The sequence below is a fragment of the Paracoccus sp. pheM1 genome (assembly GCF_018499825.1).
Lineage (GTDB): Bacteria > Pseudomonadota > Alphaproteobacteria > Rhodobacterales > Rhodobacteraceae > Paracoccus > Paracoccus versutus.
Genome location: NZ_JAGXCX010000002.1, coordinates 163619 through 179767, shown reverse-complemented (window position 1 = coordinate 179767; position 16149 = coordinate 163619). Strand labels below are relative to the sequence as shown.

Here is a 16149-nt window from a genome sequence, read left to right as displayed (position 1 = left end):
CTTGCGTTTTCGCAAGACTGCGCTGGCGGCCGGGCTTTGGCAAATGCTTTATGACGATCGCGTGATCAGCCGGCCTGCGCCGCGCAGGATGCGGCATCCGCAAGCGCGCCGGCCTGCATCTGCCGGCGCATCGTGCGGCGCAGGGTCTGGGTCAGGCCCAGTTCAGGCCAGGCCGCCTGGGCGGCGCGCAGATGCGCCTCGGCCCGCGGGACGTCCTGGGCCTCGGCGGCGCGCAGGGCGGCCGATAGGCGCAGCAGCGGCTGGTCCGGCGCCAGCGCCAGCGCCGCATCCAGCCAGCGCTGCCCGGCCTTGCGATTGCCGGCGGCAAAGCAGACATCGGCCAGCCGCTTGCAGGTCAGCATCCGGCCCGGCCGCGCCGCATCCAGCCAGTGCAGCAGCGCCAGCGCCCGGTTCAGCCGGCCATGCAGCCGCAGCACCGAGGCGCAAAAGCCCAGCCAGGCCGCGTCCCCCTCGGCAAGCGGCGGCTGCTCGCCCCTGGCCAGCGCCGCCTCGACCGGGGCCAGCGCCTCGGCGCCGGGGCCCAGCTTGCGCCACAGGTCGGGCCAGACCAGCAACTCGCGCTGCGGGCCCGGATCGCGGATGAACTCCGACCAGTCGATTCGCAACAGCCAAAGCGGCAGGATCCGGCCCTTGCCGCGTTCCGGGTCGGGCTGGGCATAGGTCGCCAGCAGCTCGGGGGCGAAGCCGAGCGCCCGGCTGGCCGTGCCGCCCTCGCGCATCAGCCGATGCGCCAGGGCGGGCATGATCGGCCCCTCGGCCGAGCGCCCGGCAAGGATCATGTCCACGAAGGCCGCGTCCGGTGCCGGCGCGGCGCCATCCGCATTCCCGCCCTGCCCGCCCGTGACCAGCAGCACCTGCCGGCATTGCGGCTTGTCGCGGTTGCGCATCAGCGGCGCCTTCAGCCCCTGCAAGGCCAGCTGCCGCGCCTTCTGCGCCCGGCCCGCCGACCAGGCCGCCACCGCAAGCTCGCGATAAAGAAAGGGGAAACGCTCCAGCAGCGCGCGGTTCCCGGCCAAGGCATCGACCAGCTCCGCGCCTCGGCCGCGGCGCCGGGCATGGCCGGCGGCATAGCTAATGCTTTGCGCCAGATCGCCCGGCGCAAGGAAACTCTCCGGCCGCGACAGCACCCGCTCCAGCAGCGCATCATGGGCCGAAGCCTGCAGATCGGCGGGAAGCGCCCCCGGCAGGGTTACGACCTGGCATTCCCCCACCATCGCCGCGGCGCGCGAAAAGGCGCTGTGGCTGGGCGCGCCCACCTGGGCGCAACCGGCCATCAGCAGCAGTTCCAGCAGATCGCGCTCGGCCGGGGTCAGCGCGCCGGGGTCCAGCAATTCCTGCACCGAGAGGATGCGGGGATCGCCCTGCCGCAGATGCTCGACCGCGGCCGGCGTGTCGGAAAAGGCGATGACCGGCCCCTCCACCGCGGCGACGAAGGCGCGGAAGAACTCGTCGGGCACATATTTCGACGCCCAGGAGGAATAGGACCAGGGATCGCCGTCCAGGATGTCGCCGCGCCGGACATGGATCGCCAGCGGCCGGCCGCCGCCCGCCCGCTCCAGGATGCGCCGCGCATCCTCCAGCGCCCGCGCCAGCCGCGGGGACAGGGCCAGATCGGCGGCCACGGCGCGCAGGCCGGCGGCCGCCTCGGCCTCGGGTTCGTCCATGAAGCGCAGGATCTCGGCCATGCTGTCGCATTCGTAGCGCCTCCCCTCGGCCAGGGTCCGGGCAAAGCCGGCGCGGCTCATGCCCGGCGCGACCGCGGGCAGGTTGCGCAGGCCCGCGCGGTCGGGCGCGCGCCCGACCACGTCGATATGCGCGGCCACGAAGGCGGGGTCCAGGAAATCGCGCGGATCGGCCAGCTCGGGATAGGGGCCGCCGGGCTGGGACAGCCACAGATAGCGCCCCGAGACCCCGAACTTGCGCGCGATCCGCATGACGTTGAGCAGGCAGATCAGCCGCGCGCCGATCCGGTCCTGCCGGAAACCGATGATGGCGTGATGCTTTGTCATGCGAAACCGCCCCTCCGTCCCCCTTGCGGCTTGCAACCGCGCGCCCTCCTGCCTATCAGGACGTGCCGCCATACAACAGCACGGAATCCCGATATGGACATCGCCGCCCGCCGCAAGGCCGATCCCGCCCACTGGCGCCTCGCCACCGCGATCCGCGCCCTTTCCATGGACGCCGTCGAGGCGGCGAACTCGGGCCACCCCGGCATGCCGATGGGCATGGCCGACGTGGCCACGGTCCTGTTCCGCGACCACCTGAAATTCGACGCCGCCGCGCCGAACTGGTTCGACCGCGACCGCTTCGTGCTGTCGGCGGGCCATGGCTCGATGCTGATCTATTCGCTGCTCCACCTGACCGGCTACGAGCAGATGTCGATCGACCAGATCCGCAACTTCCGCCAATGGGGCGCGATCACCGCCGGCCATCCCGAATACGGCCATGCCGAGGGGATCGAGACGACGACCGGCCCGCTGGGCCAGGGCATCGCCACCGCCGTCGGCTTCGCCATCGCCGAAGAGGCGATGCGCGCCCAGTTCGGCGAGGGCCTGTGCAACCACAAGACCTGGGTCATCGCCGGCGACGGCTGCCTGATGGAGGGCATCAGCCAGGAGGCGATCGGCCTGGCCGGCCACCAGAAGCTGAAGAACCTGATCGTCCTTTGGGACAACAACGACATCACCATCGACGGCCGCGTGTCGCTGTCGGATTCGACCGACCAGCTGAAGCGCTTCGAGGCTTCGGGCTGGCGCACGCTCAGCTGCGACGGCCACGACCCGGCCGACATCGCCCGCGCCCTGGCCGATGCGGCCAGCGGCAAGGACGACCGCCCGGTCCTGGTCGCCTGCAAGACCATCATCGGCTTCGGTGCGCCCAACAAGCAGGACAGCTCGGGCGTGCATGGCTCGGCGCTCGGCGCGGCCGAGATCGCCGCCGCGCGCGAGGCGCTCGGCTGGGATGCCGCCGCCTTCACCGTGCCCGATGACATCCTGGCCGACTGGCGCGCCATCGGCGCCAAGGGCCGGGCGGAACGCGAAGCCTGGGCCGCCCGCGTCGATGCGGCGGAAAACCGCGACGAATTCGCCCGCCGCATCTCGGGCGGCACCAGCGAGCGGCTTGCGCCCACCATCGCCGCGCTCAAGCAGCAGGCGCTGGCCAGCAAGCCCAAGGTCGCGACCCGCAAGGCCAGCGAGATGGTGCTGGAGGTGGTGAACCCCGAACTGCCCGAGACGCTGGGCGGCTCGGCCGACCTGACCGGCTCGAACAACACCAAGACCAAGGATATGGGCATCTTCACGCCGGAAAACCGCCAGGGCCGCTATATCCACTACGGCATCCGCGAACATGGCATGGCGGCGGCGATGAACGGCATCTGGCTGCACGGCGGCTTCCGCCCCTATGGCGGCACCTTCATGTGCTTCACCGATTACGCGCGCGGGGCCATGCGGCTTTCGGCGCTGATGGGCCTGCCGGTGACCTATGTCATGACCCATGACAGCATCGGCCTGGGCGAGGACGGCCCGACCCACCAGCCGGTCGAGCACCTGGCGATCTGCCGCGCCACGCCCAACACGCTGACCCTGCGCCCCTGCGACCTGATCGAGACCGCCGAGGCCTGGGAAATCGCGCTGTCGAGCGAATCGACGCCCACGGTCATGGCGCTGTCGCGCCAGAACCTGCCGCTGCTGCGCGAGGATGCGGGGTCCGAGAACCTCTCGGCCAGGGGCGCCTATGTCCTGCGCGAGGCCAGCGCCGAGCCCAGGGTGATCCTGATGGCCTCGGGCTCCGAGGTGGAAATCGCCGTTGCCGCCCGCGACGCGCTCGAGGCCGAGGGCGTGCCGACCCGCGTGGTCTCGGTCCCGTCGATGGAGCTTTTCCGCGACCAGGACGCCGAATACCGCCGGCAGGTCCTGCCCGCCGGCACCGTGCGCATCGCCATCGAGGCCGCCGTGCGCCAGCCCTGGGACTGGCTCCTGCTGGGCGAGCGCGGGCGCGAGGAAACCTCGGGCTTCATCGGCATGACCGGCTTCGGCGCCTCGGCCCCGGCGCCGACGCTCTACAAGGAATTCGGCATCACCGCCGAGGCGACCATCGCCGAGGCCCGCCGCCTGCTCGGCTGACCCATCCGGGCCGCGCCCTTTCCGGCGCGGCCTGCCCAATCCCGGCCCCGAAGCCTGGTCCCCTCGAATCCCCGCCCGGCTTCTTCGTTCCCCAAATACCCATGCGACGGCGCGGGCAGGCACCCGCTCCGCCCCCATGGACCCCGCCGCCGCCCACGGGCATAAGCGGGAACAAGAGGGACATGCCATGACACCGCCCGAACCCAGCCCCGGCGCCTTGCCGCCGATCCTCGCGCCCGCGGGCGATCCGGCGCGCTCGGCGCAATTGCGCGGCATTCTGCTCCTACTGCTGGCGATCTTCCTGTTCACGCTGATGGATGCCACCGGCAAGCATCTCTCGACGCTCTACCATCCGGTGCAGGTGGTCTGGGTGCGCTTCGTCACCAACCTGGCCATCGTCGCGGTCATCTTCGCGCCGCGGCTGCGCCATGCCCTCGCCACCCGGCGCCCGGCGGTGCAGTTCTTCCGCGGCGTGACGCAATTCGGCTCGGGCCTGCTGTTCTTCAGCGCGCTGCAATTCATCGGCCTGGCCGAGGCAACCGCGATCATGGACCTCAACCCGGTGCTGATCACGCTGGGCGCGGCCGTCTTTTTGGGCGAATCCATCGGCATCCGCCGCATCCTCGGCATCCTCGCCGCCTTCTGCGGCGCCATGCTCATCATCCGCCCCGGCGCCGGCGTCTTCCATCCCGCGGCGCTGCTGGCGCTCACCGCGGCCTTCACCTATGCCGCCGGCGCCATCCTGACCCGCATGGCGAGAAGCGATTCCACCGCGACCTCGATCCTGTGGTCGGCGCTGGTCGGCACGGTCCTCTCCTCGCTCGCCGTGCCCTTCGTCTGGCAGCCCATCGCGGCCGGCGACCTCTGGGCCTTCCTGCTGCTCGGCGGGCTCGGCACGGCGGCGCAGGCGCTGCTGATCCGCGCCTTCTCGCTGGCCGAGGCGGCGGCCATCGCCCCCTTCGGCTATACCGGGCTGCTCTGGGCCGGGCTCTGGGGCTGGCTGTTCTGGGGCACCCTGCCCGACCTCTGGACCCTCATCGGCGCGTTGATCATCGTGGCCGCGGGCCTATATGTCTGGATGCGCGAGGCCCGCGCGATGAACCGGGCCGCCGGAACGGGGCCGCAATGACCGAGACCGACACCGAGACCCAGGAGCCCGCCCCGCTGCGCGACCGCATCGCCAATGGCGCCTTCCTGGCCGTCATGGGGCTGGCGCGCATCCTGCCCTATCGGCGGCGCGTGCCCGCGATGGGCTGGTTCTTTGCCCATCTGCTTGGCCCGCTGGCGGGCTGGCGCCGGCGCATCCGCGCCAACCTGGCCATGGCGCGTCCCGACCTTTCCGCGGCCGAGGTCCGCCGCCTGACCCGCGCGGTGCCCGACAACGCCGGCCGCTCGCTGGCCGAGATCTATTCCGGCACCGAGTTCACCGACCGCATCCATGCCGCCGACCCGCTGGCCGGCCCCGGCCTGCCGGCGCTGGAACAGGCCGCGCAGGCGGGCCGGCCGGTGATCCTGGCCGTGGCGCATTTCGGCAATTACGACGCCATGCGCGCGGCGCTTGCCGGGCGCGGCTGGCCGGTCGGCGCGCTTTACCGGCCGATGAACAACGAGGCGTTCAACCGCCATTACATCCCCGCCATGCGCGCCATCGCCGAGCCGATGTTCCCGCGCGGCCGCGCCGGGCTTGCGGCGATGCTGCGCTTTCTCAAGGGTGGGGGCTGGCTGTCGCTGGGCTTCGACCAGTTCGACGTCCACGGCGCCGAGCTGCGCTTTTTCGGCCTGCCGACCAGGACGGTGCTGACCCCGGCGGAACTGGCGCTGCGCTATGATGCGCTGATCCTGCCCATCGCCGGGGTGCGCCAGCCCGATGGGCTGAGCTTTCGCGTCGAGGTCGGCGCGCCCATCCCCCACAGCGACGCCCCGACCATGATGCAGGCGCTGAACGACGATCTGGAGCGGCTGGTCCGCGACCATATGGAGCAGTGGTTCTGGGTCCATCGGCGCTGGAAACGCAGGGGCTAGGCGGCGAATCCCTTTCCCTTGGGTTGCCCGACGGTCTATAAGGACGCCCAAATCCGCCGCGCAATCAGAACGCGGGCCCCGACAACGACATCCAGAGGACGGCATGAGCGACGATTCCAAACACGCTGGTCAAGACAAGCGCCATCACGAGGGCGATGTCGCCTTCATCCAGGCGCTGGCCGAACTGCTCGATCGCAACGAATTGACCGAACTGACCGTCAAGCGCGAATATGACGAAAACGACCGGCTGACCGTCAGCCTGTCCAAGCACCAGAAACAGGCCGCGCCGCAAGCCATGCCGGCCGCCTTCGCCGCCCCCGCGGCGATGGCCCCCGCCGCCGCCCCGGCCGCGGCCGCGGCCCCCGCCAGCGAGGATCCGGCCAGCCTGCCCGGCGTCGTGACCTCGCCCATGGTCGGCACCGCCTACCTGGCGCCCGAGCCCGGCGCCACGCCCTTCGTCGCCATCGGCCAGCAGGTCAAGGAAGGCGAGACGCTGATGATCGTCGAGGCGATGAAGACGATGAACCACATCCCCTCGCCCCGCTCGGGCACGGTCAAGCGCATCCTCGTCGACGACGGCAGCCCGGTCGAGTTCGGCGCGCCCCTGATGGTCGTCGAGTGAGGCGCGGATGTTCGACAAGATCCTGATCGCCAACCGCGGCGAGATCGCGCTGCGCGTGATCCGCGCCTGCCGCGAAATGGGCATCGCCTCGGTCGCCGTGCATTCCACCGCCGATACCGATGCGATGCATGTGCGCATGGCCGACGAATCCGTCTGCATCGGCCCGCCGCCCTCGACCGACAGCTACCTGTCGCAGCCCGCCATCATCTCGGCCTGCGAGATCACCGGCGCGCAGGCGGTCCATCCCGGCTATGGCTTCCTGTCGGAAAACGCCGCCTTCGTGCAGATGGTCGAGGATCACGGCATCACCTTCATCGGCCCTTCGGCCGAGCATATCCGCATCATGGGCGACAAGATCACCGCCAAGGAGACGGCGAAGTCGCTGGGCATCCCGGTGGTGCCCGGCTCGGACGGTGGCGTGGCGGACGTGGCCGCGGCCAAGCAGGTGGCGGCGCAGATCGGCTATCCGGTCATCATCAAGGCCACCGCCGGTGGCGGCGGGCGCGGCATGAAGGTCGCCAATGACGAAGCCGGGCTGGAGACCGCCTTCCGCACCGCCCGCGCCGAGGCCAAGGCCGCCTTCGGCAACGACGAGGTCTATATCGAGAAATACCTGCAGCGCCCGCGCCATATCGAGGTGCAGGTCTTTGGCGACGGCCGCGGCCGCGCCGTGCATCTGGGCGAGCGCGACTGTTCGCTGCAGCGCCGCCACCAAAAGGTCTTCGAGGAAGCGCCCGGCCCGGTCATCACCGCCGAGCAGCGCGCCCGCATCGGCGGCATCTGCGCCAATGCCATGGCCAAGATCGGCTATCGCGGCGCAGGCACCATCGAGTTCCTGTTCGAGGACGGCGAGTTCTACTTCATCGAGATGAACACCCGCCTCCAGGTCGAGCATCCTGTGACCGAGGCGATCTTCGGCGTCGACCTGGTGCGCCAGCAGATCCTGGTCGCCGCCGGCGAAGAGATGGAGTTCCGCCAGGAAGACCTGCAGATCCGCGGCCATGCCATCGAGGTGCGGATCAATGCCGAGAAGCTGCCGAACTTCACCCCTTCGCCCGGCACCATCTCGCAATATCACGCGCCGGGGGGGCTGGGCGTGCGGATGGATTCGGCGATCTATGACGGCTACCGCATCCCGCCCTATTACGACAGCCTGATCGGCAAGCTGATCGTGCATGGCCGCGACCGCCCCGAGGCGCTGGCGCGGCTGAACCGCGCCCTGGGCGAACTGATCGTGGACGGGATCGACACCACCGTGCCGCTGTTCCGGGCGCTGATCGAGAATCCCGACATCCAGCGCGGCGATTACTCGATCCACTGGCTGGAACGCTGGCTGGCCGAGATGGCCGTCAGCGCCTGAGCGATGCGGCAGGCGGCACGACCGGCGGTTCCTGCATGAGCAGCAGGGGCCTGACTGCCGAACGGATGCTGGCCGCCTATGCCCAGGGAGTGTTTCCGATGGCGCAATCCGCCTCGGATCCCCAGCTTTACTGGTTCGAGCCGGGGCTGCGCGGCATCCTGCCGGTGGGCGGGGTGCATGTCTCGCGCTCGATGCGGCGCGTGCTGCGCCATTGCGGCTGGCATGCGACCCTCGACTGCGATTTCGTCGGCGTGGTCCAGGGTTGCGCCGATCGCGCGGAAACCTGGATCAACGCCCCGCTGATGGCGCTTTACCGCGATCTGTTCCGCATGGGCCACGCCCATTCGCTGGAGATCCGCGCCGGCGACGCGCTGATCGGCGGCATGTTCGGCCTGACGCTGGGCGGGGCCTTCTTTGCCGAAAGCATGTTCTCGCGCCGGCCCAATGCCTCCAAGGCGGCGCTGATCTGGATGTCCTCGCATCTGGCGCGCTGCGGCTTCACGCTGTGGGACACGCAATATCCGAACCCGCATCTCGCCTCGATGGGTGGCCAGGCCATCCCGCGCCTTGAATATCGCCGGCGGCTGGCGGTCGCGCTAAAGGTCCGCGCCGACCTGACTACCCATGCCCTGCCCGGCGTTCAGACCCTGTTGCAGGAAATCACCCAGACGTCATAGCGCGGATCGTCCAGCGCCGAGAGCGCCGGGGACGAGGCGATCATCCAGCCCGCAAACAGCCGGGCATTGGCCTGATGGTCGGTGATCGTCAGCTCGGCATAGGCGTCCGAGGTCGGGTCCGCCGCCGGATAGCGGCATTCCGCCAGGCTCAGCTGAAGCCGGCCAAAGGCGACCGACTCGCCCACGGCCAAGGTGAAATCCTGCGTCCGGCCGGTGATCTTGTCGAGGCCGCGCAGCTGCGCGCCGGTGCCGCGCGCCGTCTCGGGGCCGCGGGCGGCTTCGGCGGCGCGCTGCCGCTCCGCCGCCGAGGGTTCGACGGGGACCACCGCATCGGGATCGTCGCTGAAGGCCGGGTCGATCATCAGCTGCTGATCCTCGGCCGGCTCCTCGTCCTGGGCGAGGACGGGGCTGGCTGCCAGCAGCAGGCACAGGCAGGCGCGGGTCAGAAGATCGGTCATGGGCTGTCGTCCGTGCTTTGCGCATCCACGAATTTCATCATCAGCGAGATCAGGCTGACCGCGCCCTGCACATCCTCGATCTCGTCGCCCGGCGCCAGGTTGTCGGGCGCGCCGCCCGGCTGCAATTCGATATAGGCGCCGCCCAGCAGCCCGTCCGACTGGATCAGCGCCGCGCTGTCGCTGGGCAGGCGAATGCCGTCGGGCAGGCGCAGCCGCGCCTCGGCGAAATAGGTCTGCGGGTTCAGGTCGACCGCCGAGACCCGCCCCACCCTGACGCCGGCGACGCGGACATCGGTGCCGACCTCGATGCCGTCCACGTTGGGAAAGGCCGCGCGCAACTCATAGCCGCCCGCCAACTGCGCCCCCAGCCTGCCGCCGGCGGTGGACCAGGCCAGGAAGCCGGCCGCCACGGCCAGGACCGCCGCGCCAACCCAAAGCTCGGCCCGTTCGGCGGCGGTGTTCATGCGCCTACTCGGGCTGCCAGGCGTCGTAGTCGCGCCGCTCGACCGGCTGCGCGCGATAGAGCGAGCCCGCCGGGTGATAGGCGCCAGGCGTCCCGGTCAGGTTCGGCTCATGCGGCTTTTCCCAGGGCTTGTGCGGCAGCGGGGCCGCGGTCGGCGGCTCCTTGTAGGTGTGATGCAGCCAGCCGTGCCATTCGGGCGAGATGCGGCTTGCCTCGGCCTCGCCGTTATAGATCACCCAGCGCCGCTTGCCGCCGCCGGACTGGTAATAGACATTGCCCTGATCGTCCTCGCCGACCTTTTCGCCGTAAAGCTTGGTCCAGACCTGGGTGTTCAGGGTCTGGCTGTTCCACCAGGTCAGAAAGCGCAGCAGAAACGACATGGGTGCGAACCTCATCAATCGGGTGTGGCCGAGATATGCCGCAAGTTGCGGCGAAGGTCCAGAGACGCTTGGCCGCAGCCGTGCCCGGACAAGGCAAATCGACGCGGCCGGGGGGCCGGCTCATCGCGGCGGGATCAGGGCTCTGAAGGAGGCCAATGCCCGGCTCTCCATCGCTCCCCTGCTGAATGCTGGCGAGTTCTCGACCATTTCCGAGAACCTGACCGAGGCCGATGTGGCGATCCGGGAAACCCCCTACGGACAGCGCACCCCAGTTTTCCCAAGATCCAGATCGGGATGAGATCCCCCTCCCGAGTTGCTCTCGGGAGGGTTTTTTCATTGCTCCTGGTCGGGGGGCTTGTCTGGATGGTCTCGGTTCTTGACTGGGGCCTGGAGAGCAAGCCCAGAAGCGTCAGTCGGCCCAGATTGACGACCTGCTGCACCAACAGAACTGCCATCCCCGGGATGACTGAAAGCATTCCCAGGAACAGCAGCCCGAAGGCGATCAGGCAGATGATGCGCCGCAGCCGCGCGATAGCGTTGGGCCGGAAACCCGGCGGAGCCCGCGCAGGGACAAGCCGTAGTCGCAGGCCAGCAGGTGGATGCGGTTCACCCCGGCGGAGCCCGCGGGGACAAGCCGATCCGAGCGCGGCCGGAAACCTTACGCACCGACAAACCATTGCGGCCCGCCGGACGGAGACGTTCTCCGTGCGGATGGACGCGCGCGGAGAGGTAAACGAAAAAGGCGGCGCCCATGGCCCCGCCTGCACCACGCCGACCGACCCGCCGCGGCGCGGGATCGGCAGCCGCCAAGGCGGCCGGCCGAGCCCCTATGCGATGCGGGCCTAGCCCGCGGTCGCGGTTTCCTTTTTCGAATCGGTGTGGATCAGCAAAGGCTTGGCTGCGGGATAGTCCACCGCCTCCTCGTTGACCACCACCTCCTCGACGCTGCTCATGCCGGGCAGGTCGAACATGGTGTCCAGCAGGATGTCCTCCATGATCGAGCGCAGACCCCGCGCGCCGGTCTTGCGCTTGATGGCGCGGCGGGCGATGGCGACCAGCGCGTCCTCGGTGAAGGTCAGCTTCACGCCCTCGAGGTCGAAGAGCCGCTGATACTGCTTGACCAGCGCGTTCTTGGGCTGGGTCAGGATGGTGATCAGCGCCTGTTCGTCCAGGTCGCCCAGCGTGGCGATGACCGGCAGGCGGCCGACGAATTCCGGGATCAGGCCGAATTTCAGCAGGTCCTCGGGCTCGAGCTGCTTGAACAACTCGCCCACGCCCTTGTCGTCGTCCTCCTTGACGTTGGCGCCGAAGCCCATCGCCGTGCCCTTGTTGCGCTGCGCGATGATCCGGTCCAGCCCGGCAAAGGCACCGCCGCAGATGAAGAGGATATTGGTCGTGTCCACCTGCAGGAATTCCTGCTGCGGATGCTTGCGCCCGCCTTGCGGCGGCACCGAGGCGACCGTGCCCTCCATGATCTTCAGCAGCGCCTGCTGCACCCCCTCGCCCGAGACGTCGCGGGTGATCGAGGGATTGTCGGACTTGCGGGTGATCTTGTCGACCTCGTCGATATAGACGATGCCGCGCTGCGCCCGCTCGACGTTGTATTCGCTGGCCTGCAGGAGCTTGAGGATGATGTTCTCGACATCCTCGCCGACATAGCCGGCCTCGGTCAGCGTGGTGGCGTCGGCCATGGTGAAGGGCACGTCCAGGATGCGCGCCAGCGTCTGCGCCAGCAGCGTCTTGCCGCAGCCGGTCGGGCCGATCAGCAGGATGTTCGACTTGGCCAGCTCGATGTCGGTCTTGGAGCTGTGGTTCAGCCGCTTGTAGTGGTTGTGGACGGCCACCGACAGCACGCGCTTGGCATGTTCCTGGCCGATCACGTAATCGTCCAGCACGTTGCAGATCTCGCGCGGGGTCGGCACGCCGTCGCCGGATTTCAGCGCCGAGGACTTGGTCTCCTCGCGGATGATGTCCATGCAGAGTTCGACGCATTCATCGCAGATGAACACGGTCGGACCGGCAATCAGCTTGCGCACCTCATGCTGGCTCTTGCCGCAGAAGCTGCAATAGAGCGTGTTCTTGCTGTCGCCGCCGGTCGGATTGGCCATCAGTTCATCCTCGTATAGCACCGGAGGCCCGGCAAAAGCGCCGGACGACCGCCTGTTCCGGACGTGGCCAGGCCACGCCATGCGTTGCCCATCATGTTACGAGCCCCCCCGGCCCGTCACAATCCCCAAAACGCCTGCCCCGCCAGCTTCCCGCAGCCGTGATCACTGGCCCGGCTCGGCCTTGCCGCGCGCCGTCAGGATCTCGTCGATGAGGCCCCAATCCTTCGCCTCCTGCGGCGACATGAAGCGGTCGCGCTCCAGCGCCTCCTCGACCTCTTCCAGCGTGCGGCCGGTGTGCTGGACATAGATCTCGTTCAGGCGCCGCTTGAGCTTTTCGGTCTCGCGCGCATGGATCAGGATGTCGGTCGCCTGGCCCTGGAAGCCGCCCGAGGGCTGGTGGACCATGATGCGGCTGTTCGGAAGCGAGAAGCGCTGCCCCGGCTGGCCTGCGCACAGCAGCAGCGAGCCCATCGAGGCCGCCTGCCCCACCACCAGCGTCGAGACGCGCGGCTTGATGTATTGCATCGTGTCATAGATCGACAGGCCCGCCGTCACCAGCCCGCCGGGGCTGTTGATATACATGCTGATGTCCTTGGTCGGGTTTTCCGCCTCGAGGAACAGCAGCTGCGCCGAGATCAGCGTCGCCATGCCGTCATGCACCGGGCCGGACAGGAAGATGATCCTTTCCTTCAGCAGGCGCGAGAAGATGTCATAGGCACGTTCGCCCCGGCTGGTCTGTTCGACGACCATGGGGACGAGGGTGTTCATGTAGAATTCTGCCGGATCGTGCATGTCTGTCCTTGCTTTTGTCCCTGCCTGGCCTGTCCGTTTCGCGATTCGTCCCAAGGCCCCTGTCCCGTTCGACCGCTCTTAGACGCGAAAGGTTGACAGAGTCTTAGTAACGCCGGGCCCCGAGGACAAGAGAGCGATAAAATTTGCCCCTGCCCGGCCGGGCCGGTAATCTGGCGCCCGAGCGACGGAGAAACGCATGAAACTGATCGTCGGCCTGGGCAATCCGGGCGCGAAATACGCCGCGAACCGGCACAATGTGGGCTTCATGGCGGTCGATCGCATCGCCGCCGACCACGGCTTTGCCCCCTGGCGCGTGCGTTTCCAGGGCGAGATCGCCGAGGGGCGGCTGGGGGGCACGCGCGTCACCCTGCTCAAGCCCGGAACCTTCATGAACCTGTCGGGCCAGTCGGTCGGCGAGGCGATGCGCTACCTGAAGCTCGGGCCCGAGGACGTGACCGTGCTGCATGACGAGCTGGACCTCGCCCCCGGCAAGCTGCGGCTGAAGACCGGCGGCGGCCATGCCGGGCACAACGGGCTGCGCTCGCTGCACCAGCATATCGGCGAGGGCTATCGCCGGCTGCGCATCGGCATCGGCCATCCCGGCGACAAGAACCGCGTGTCGGGCTATGTGCTGTCGGATTTCGCCAAGGCCGAAGAGGCCGGGCTGGACGACCTCTTGCGCGGCATCTCGGAGGGGGCGGAGGCGCTGGCGGCGGGGGACGATGCGCGGTTCATGAACGCGGTCGCGGCGCGGGTGGCGCCGGCGCGCAACAGCGGCACCCACGCCGAGAACCCCGGCAAGGGATCGCCGGAAAGGCCCGCGGCGAAACCCGCCAACGACCTCGCCGCCGAGCCGCCCAGCCTCTCCGACCGGCTCAGGGCGCTGACCGAGCGGTTCCGGTGACGGCCTGGCGCGAGGCCTTCGCCTTGCAGGCGGGGGCCTGCCGCGCGCTCGGCTCGCCGCTCACGGCCCGTATCTGCGAACAGCTGGCGCTGGTCCTGGCCGAGGGCGACGGCGCGCTGGCGCGGCGGGTGCGAACCTGGCCCGGCGATCCCAGCCACCGCGGCGATTCGCTGCCGCTGCGGCTTTGCGGGGCGCTGCATGCGCTGGTGCTGAGCGGGCGCGACCCGGAACTGGCGCGGGCCTATGCCGGGGGCGATGATGCATGGCTTCGCCAGAAGATTTCCGAAGCAATTCATCAGTATCAGCCGCATATGCTGGAATGGGTCGAGCTTGTGCCGCAGACCAATGAGGTCGCCCGCGCCGCGGTGCTGATCGCTGCGGGCCGGCACTTGGCCGGCGAGCTTCCCGGATGCCGCTTTGACTTGCTGGAGCTGGGGGCGAGTGCTGGACTGAACCTGAACTTTCCTCTCTATCATCTTGATATAGATTATGAAGATCAGACCGCCGGAGACGACGCGACGCTTGTCCGGCTTGCCCCGGAATGGCGCGGCGCGATCCCGGACCATGCCCTGCTGGCGACCGGCGCGGCGCGGGGGGTGGACCTGAACCCGCTCGATCCGGTGCGCGACGGGCTGCGGCTTCTGTCCTATATCTGGGCGGACCAGCACGCGCGGCTGGAGCGGATGCAGGCGGCGCTGGCCCTGGCCCGGAGCCATCCGCCGCGGGTGGATCGCGGCGATGCGGGCGACTGGCTGCCGGCCCGGCTGGCCGAACCTTGCAACCATGGCAGGCTTGTCTATCATACCGTTGCGGCGCAATATTTTCCCGCCGCCACCCGCGCGCGGATCGAGGCCGCGCTGCAGGCGGCCGGCGCGCAGGCCAGCCCCGAGCGCCCCCTGGCGCATCTGTCCATGGAGGCCGACGGCGGCGAGGGCGCGGCGCTGGCCTTGCGGCTCTGGGCCGGCGGCGGGATGCGGCAATGGAGCCTCGGCCGGGCGGATTTCCATGCCCGCTGGATCGACTGGCAGCCGAAGGAGACCTGACATGGACCCCGCGCTCAACGTCCTTGGCGGCAAGCTCGCGCCCTGCTCGACCGCGCCGCTGACCGGATTTTTCCGCGACGGCTGCTGCAATACCGGCCCCGAGGATCGCGGCCGGCATACGGTCTGCGTCGTGGTGACGGCCGAGTTCCTGGCGCTGTCGAAATACCTGGGCAACGACCTCAGCACGCCGCGGCCCGAGTTCCGCTTTCCGGGGCTGAAGCCGGGCGACCGCTGGTGCCTTTGCGCCGCGCGCTTCCTGCAGGCCGCGCAGGAATTCGCCGCGCCCGAGGTGGTGCTGGAGGCCACCCATGCCCGCACGCTGGAGATCGTGCCGCTGGAACTGCTGCAAGCCCACGCCGTGAAGGGCGAGGATTAGCGCCCCACCTGCGCCAGATAGTGCCGCACCGCATCGACGACATGGCGAAAGCGGTCGCCGCCCAGGTGCTTGCCGCCATACCAGCGCGTCACGATCACCACATGGTCGGTCAGCCCGGCCCGCTCCAGCATCTGCAGGATGATCTGGCCGGCGCCGCTTTCGCCGTCGTCGTCGCGCACCGCCTCGCCCGACAGGATCGCGGCCCAGCTGTTGTGCGTCGCCTTGGCGAAACGCTTGTTGCGGCGCAGCTCGGCCAGCAGCGCCTCGGCCTCGGCGCGCGTCCGTGCCGGCCCGCCCGACACCGCATAGCGCGAGCCGCGGTCCGAGATGATCTTGTCGAAGACCGCCAGGTTCATCTCCGCCGCCGGACGTAAAGCTCCAGCCGGTGGCGGACGATCTCATAGCCCATCTCGGCGGCGATCTCGGCCTGCAGGCGCTCGATGCGCTCGTTGACGAACTCCATGACCTCGCCTGTCTCGACGTCGATCATGTGGTCGTGGTGGCTGCCGTCGGCGGGCTCGAACCGCGCCGGTTCGCCCTCGAACTCCAGCTTCTGGATCACGCCCTGCGCCTCGAGCGCCGAGAGCGTGCGATAGACCGTCGCCAGCGACACCCCCGCCCCCGCCGCCATGGCGCGCTGGTGCAGCTGCGTCGCGTCGGGGTGGTCCTCGGCCCCGGCCAGCACGCGCAACAGCGCCGCCCGCTGGCGGGTGATGCGCACGCCGGCACGGCGCAGCGCGGCCTCGAAGGCTTCGGCGCGGGTTTCGATCTCCATGCGGTTTTCTGGCCCAGATGCGAA

General features: G+C 69.3%; 18 protein-coding genes. 10 read left to right on the top strand and 8 right to left on the bottom strand.

The window, feature by feature from the left end; genetic code table 11:
• Positions 1–65: 65 nt before the first annotated feature.
• The gene (locus KF941_RS15000) at positions 66–2030 is read right to left on the bottom strand and encodes a hypothetical protein (protein WP_214273815.1); all 1965 of its coding nucleotides are present in this window, start codon (positions 2028–2030) and stop codon (positions 66–68) included.
• A 93-nt stretch (positions 2031–2123) separates the two neighbouring features.
• Between KF941_RS15000 and tkt the strand changes: the two genes are divergently transcribed.
• The 6 genes from tkt to aat all read left to right on the top strand — a co-directional run bounded on the left by tkt (position 2124) and on the right by aat (position 8826).
• Positions 2124–4145 (top strand): transketolase, encoded by a 2022-nt coding sequence (gene tkt / locus KF941_RS14995; protein WP_214273814.1) that lies wholly within the window; start codon positions 2124–2126, stop codon positions 4143–4145.
• 187 nt (positions 4146–4332) lie between these two features.
• Positions 4333–5274, top strand: coding sequence for a DMT family transporter (locus KF941_RS14990; protein WP_214273813.1), 942 nt, complete (start codon positions 4333–4335; stop codon positions 5272–5274).
• Positions 5271–6167 carry a lysophospholipid acyltransferase family protein gene (locus KF941_RS14985; RefSeq protein ID WP_072462437.1) on the top strand — a complete coding sequence of 299 codons (897 nt, stop codon included), beginning with the start codon at positions 5271–5273 and terminating at the stop codon, positions 6165–6167. Before KF941_RS14990 ends, KF941_RS14985 begins: the two co-directional genes overlap by 4 nt.
• Positions 6168–6270: 103 nt before the next feature.
• Positions 6271–6789: an acetyl-CoA carboxylase biotin carboxyl carrier protein gene (gene accB / locus KF941_RS14980; RefSeq protein ID WP_072462438.1), complete on the top strand. Its 519-nt coding sequence runs from the start codon at positions 6271–6273 to the stop codon at positions 6787–6789.
• Between the two features lie 7 nt (positions 6790–6796).
• Entirely contained in the window at positions 6797–8149 is a 1353-nt protein-coding gene (gene accC, locus KF941_RS14975) for an acetyl-CoA carboxylase biotin carboxylase subunit (protein WP_036759858.1), read from the top strand.
• A gap of 35 nt (positions 8150–8184) precedes the next feature.
• Complete coding sequence (aat, locus tag KF941_RS14970) at positions 8185–8826, top strand: leucyl/phenylalanyl-tRNA--protein transferase (protein WP_214273812.1); 642 nt, start codon at positions 8185–8187, stop codon at positions 8824–8826.
• On the opposite strand, the gene KF941_RS14965 is transcribed toward aat, so the two are convergent.
• From KF941_RS14965 to KF941_RS14955, 3 genes are read right to left on the bottom strand one after another with little or no spacing between them, the layout of a single operon-like run.
• Positions 8790–9284 (bottom strand): DUF2155 domain-containing protein, encoded by a 495-nt coding sequence (locus KF941_RS14965; RefSeq protein WP_214273811.1) that lies wholly within the window; start codon positions 9282–9284, stop codon positions 8790–8792. The two genes, aat and KF941_RS14965, sit on opposite strands and share 37 nt — an antisense overlap.
• Complete coding sequence (gene mlaD / locus KF941_RS14960; protein WP_072462441.1) at positions 9281–9748, bottom strand: outer membrane lipid asymmetry maintenance protein MlaD; 468 nt, start codon at positions 9746–9748, stop codon at positions 9281–9283. Before mlaD ends, KF941_RS14965 begins: the two co-directional genes overlap by 4 nt.
• Positions 9749–9752: 4 nt before the next feature.
• Entirely contained in the window at positions 9753–10127 is a 375-nt protein-coding gene (locus tag KF941_RS14955; RefSeq protein WP_072462442.1) for an NADH:ubiquinone oxidoreductase subunit NDUFA12, read from the bottom strand.
• Here KF941_RS14955 and KF941_RS14950 point away from each other — a divergent pair.
• Positions 10126–10425, top strand: a complete 300-nt coding sequence (locus tag KF941_RS14950) for a hypothetical protein (RefSeq protein ID WP_214273810.1) — start codon at positions 10126–10128, stop codon at positions 10423–10425. The genes KF941_RS14955 and KF941_RS14950 overlap by 2 nt on opposite strands.
• A gap of 544 nt (positions 10426–10969) precedes the next feature.
• Here KF941_RS14950 and clpX read toward each other — a convergent pair.
• Together clpX and KF941_RS14940 are read right to left on the bottom strand one after the other, a co-directional pair.
• Positions 10970–12235: an ATP-dependent Clp protease ATP-binding subunit ClpX gene (gene clpX, locus KF941_RS14945; RefSeq protein WP_214273809.1), complete on the bottom strand. Its 1266-nt coding sequence runs from the start codon at positions 12233–12235 to the stop codon at positions 10970–10972.
• Positions 12236–12397: 162 nt separating this feature from the next.
• On the bottom strand, positions 12398–13027 hold the full coding sequence (locus tag KF941_RS14940; RefSeq protein WP_036759845.1) for an ATP-dependent Clp protease proteolytic subunit: 630 nt from the start codon (positions 13025–13027) through the stop codon (positions 12398–12400).
• A 196-nt stretch (positions 13028–13223) separates the two neighbouring features.
• Here KF941_RS14940 and pth point away from each other — a divergent pair, with 196 nt between their 5' ends.
• Genes pth through KF941_RS14925 form a run of 3 tightly spaced genes read left to right on the top strand, consistent with a single transcriptional unit; the run spans position 13224 to position 15350 of the window.
• Positions 13224–13931: an aminoacyl-tRNA hydrolase gene (gene pth / locus KF941_RS14935; RefSeq protein ID WP_214273808.1), complete on the top strand. Its 708-nt coding sequence runs from the start codon at positions 13224–13226 to the stop codon at positions 13929–13931.
• Positions 13928–14974 (top strand): DUF2332 domain-containing protein, encoded by a 1047-nt coding sequence (locus tag KF941_RS14930; RefSeq protein WP_214273807.1) that lies wholly within the window; start codon positions 13928–13930, stop codon positions 14972–14974. Before pth ends, KF941_RS14930 begins: the two co-directional genes overlap by 4 nt.
• A 1-nt stretch (position 14975) precedes the next feature.
• Complete coding sequence (locus KF941_RS14925; protein ID WP_072462444.1) at positions 14976–15350, top strand: DUF2237 domain-containing protein; 375 nt, start codon at positions 14976–14978, stop codon at positions 15348–15350.
• Here KF941_RS14925 and KF941_RS14920 read toward each other — a convergent pair.
• Both KF941_RS14920 and KF941_RS14915 read right to left on the bottom strand, forming a co-directional pair.
• Positions 15347–15706, bottom strand: coding sequence for a YigZ family protein (locus KF941_RS14920; protein WP_214273806.1), 360 nt, complete (start codon positions 15704–15706; stop codon positions 15347–15349). The two genes, KF941_RS14925 and KF941_RS14920, sit on opposite strands and share 4 nt — an antisense overlap.
• Positions 15703–16125 (bottom strand): Fur family transcriptional regulator, encoded by a 423-nt coding sequence (locus KF941_RS14915; RefSeq protein ID WP_072462445.1) that lies wholly within the window; start codon positions 16123–16125, stop codon positions 15703–15705. The genes KF941_RS14920 and KF941_RS14915 overlap by 4 nt, the downstream gene beginning before the upstream one ends.
• Positions 16126–16149 lie beyond the last annotated feature (24 nt).